This window comes from Undibacterium sp. GW821-FHT11H02 (genome assembly GCF_058808015.1).
The window spans coordinates 1-3,419 of the sequence record NZ_JBXARG010000015.1 but is presented as its reverse complement, the minus strand read 5'-3'; the positions used below and the strand labels follow the sequence as shown (position 1 = coordinate 3,419).

General features: G+C 51.0%; 1 protein-coding gene. It reads right to left on the bottom strand.

Annotated elements, in window-relative coordinates; genetic code table 11:
- Positions 1-3,419, bottom strand: a 3,419-nt coding sequence (locus tag AC1RR2_RS14765) for a beta strand repeat-containing protein (protein WP_493223029.1), incomplete at both ends; no start/stop codon positions are given.

The following is a 3,419-nucleotide window of genomic DNA, read 5'->3' as shown; positions in this document are numbered from 1 at the left end:
GCTGCTGTACCTACTACCGCGATACTGGTAGCACTACCCGTAATTATGGGGAGAATACTGTTTGAACTACTGTTGGCGAGCACATTAGCGCTACTTGCGCTAATCACAGGGGGTAATGGATTTACCGTGATAGAAATCGTCGCTGGGCTTGAGGTACCACCTGGACCTGTCGCCGTAATCGTAATGCTATCGCTACCAACATAAGCGGCCGCCGGCGTATACATTAAACTCATCCCACTTACCGTAACAGTACCGTGCGCTGCTGTACCTACTACCGCGATACTGGTAGCACTACCCGTAATGATGGGGAGAATACTGTTTGAACTACTGTTGGCCAGCACAGTGACACTACTTGCATTGACCACGGGCGGTAATGGATTCACCGTAATGCTAATTGTCGCTGACGCTGAAGTTCCACCTGGCCCCGTCGCCGTAATCGTAATGTTGTCACTACCAACATAAGCGGCTGCTGGCGTATACATTAAACTCATCCCACTTACCGTAACAGTACCGTGTGCTGCTGTACCTACTACCGCGATACTGGTAGCACTACCCGTAATGATGGGGAGAATACTGTTTGAACTACTGTTCGCCAGCACGTTAACACTACTAGCATTGACCACAGGCAGCAATGGATTTACCGTAATGCTAATTGTCGCTGGTGCTGAAGTACCGCCTGGGCCGGTTGCTGTAATAGTGACGCTGTCGCTGCCAGAATAACCTGCAGCCGGTGTGTACACCAGTCCCAAACCAAGTACCGTAACCACACCATGTGCTGCATTGCCTGTCACGGAGAGACTAGTAGCACTGCCAGTAATAGTGGGGGTAATACTATTTCCACTGCTATTCGCTGCCACTGTTATAGCTGCGCCCGTTACCGCAGGGGGTAATGGATTCACGGTGATAGAAATGGTCGCAGACGCTGAAGTACCTCCTGGCCCTGTCGCTGTAATCGTGATATTGTCAGTGCCAACATAAGCGCTTGTCGGCGTATAAATTAGTCCCATCCCGCTCACCTCAACGCTACCGTGTGCTGCTGTACTAAGCACGGCAATACTGGTAGCACTACCGGTAATGATGGGGACAATACTATTTGAATTACTGTTGACCAGTACGCTGACACTACTTGCGCTAACCACTGGTGCTAGTGGATTCACCGTAATCGAAATCGTCGCCGGTGCTGAAGTGCCCCCTGGCCCTGTCGCCGTAATAGTGACACTGTCGCTACCAAGATAAGCAGCTGTTGGTGTATAGCTTAGCCCCATCCCGCTCACTACCACGACACCATGCGCTGCGGCCCCCACTACCGAAATACTGGTGGCACTTCCTGTAATGATGGGCGCAATACTATTCGAACTACTATTTGCCAATACGGTGATGCTAGTTGCGCTCACCGTAGGGGGTAATGGATTTACCGTAATCGAAATCGTCGCAGGTGTTGAAACGCCACCCGGCCATGTCGCGGCAATCGTGATGCTATCGCTACCAACATAACCCGCTGCCGGTGTATATATTAACCCTGTTCCGCTCACCTCAACCGTGCCGTGTGCTGGGTTACTTACGACTGCAATACCGGTGGCAATGCCTGTAATCACAGGTGTAATACTATTTGAATTGCTATTAGCCAATACGACAACACTACTTGCACTGACCGCAGGTATTAATGAATTCACCGTGATGCTAATCATCGCTGGCGCTGAAGTACCACCTGGACCTGTCGCCGTAACAGTGACACTATCACTACCCAAATACCCCTCAGCTGGCGTGTACACCAGCCCCAAACCAACCACAGTTGCCACACCATGTGCTGGGCTGCCAGTCACAGCAATACTGCTTGCACTACCAGTAATTATTGGCGTAATACTATTGGAGCTACTGTTGGCCAGTACGCTGACACTACTCGCGCTAACCACCGGTGCTGATGAACTCACAGCGATGGAAATCGTCGCTGGCGCTGAAGTACCACCCGGACCTGTCGCCGTAATAGTGACACTATCACTACCAACGTAAGCAGGCATTGGTGTATAGATCAGTCTCATTCCACTCACAAACACTGAACCATGCGAAGCGCCAGCAGTCACATTTATGCTGGTGGCACTACCGACCACTATGGGTGTAATGCTGTTCCCATTACTGTTAACCGACACACTGACACTGCTTGGTGTAACGGTAGGCGGTAGCGGACAGACAGTAATGGAGATCGTCGCCGATGTTGATGTCCCGCCCGGCCCAGTTGCAGTAATAGTGATGCTATCGCTGCCAACATACCCTTCTGCCGGCGTGTAGACTAGTCCCGTGCCAACCACAGTTACCACGCCATGAGCTGCATTAGCAATCACTGTAATACTGGTCGCACTGCCAGTAATCGATGGCGTAATACTATTTGAACTACTGTTGGCCAGCACGCTGACACTACTTGCACTGACCACAGGAGGTAAGGGATTTACTGTAATTGAAATCGTCGCCGGGGCTGAAGTACCACCCGGACCTGTTGCAGTAACTGTGACACTATCACTACCGGAATACCCTACAACTGGCGTGTACACTAGTCCTAATCCAAGTACCGTTACCACACCATTTACTGCATTACCAGTCACAGCAATACTAGTAGCACTGCCAGTAATTATTGGCGTAATACTATTTGAACTACTGTTAGCCAGTACGGTCACGCTACCGGGACTGACAACAGGCGCTAATGAATTCACCGTGATGTAAATCGTCGCTGATGTGGAAGTCCCCCCAGGACCTGTCGCCGTAATAGCGATGCTGTCGCTGCCTACATAACTGGCTGTCGGTGTATAGATCAATCCCATTCCACTGACGACTACGCTACCATGTGCTGGCGCACCGACCACCGTAATACTGGTGGCGCTACCTGTAATCGTGGGGATAATACTATTTGAACTACTATTGGCCAGCACGCTGACGCTACTTGAATTGACCGTAGGTGGTAGTGGATTCACCGTAATCGAAATCGTCGCTGATGCAGAAGTTCCCCCTGGCCCTGTCGCCGTAATAGCGATGCTGTCGCTGCCTACATAACTCGCTGTTGGTGTGTAAATCAATCCCATTCCACTGACGACGACGCTACCATGTGCTGGCGCAGCGACCACCGTAATACTGGTAGCGCTGCCGACAATCGTGGGAATAATACTATTTGAACTACTATTGGCCAGCACGCTGACGCTACTTGAATTGACCGCAGGTGGCAGTGGATTCACCGTAATCGAAATCGTCGCTGATGCAGAAGTCCCCCCCGGACCTGTTGCTGTAATAGCGATGCTGTCACTGCCTACATAACTCGCTGTCGGTGTATAAATCAATCCCAATCCACTGACGACTACGCTACCATGTGCTGGCGCACCGACCACTGTAATACTGGTGGCGCTACCTGTAATCGTGGGGATAATACTATTTGA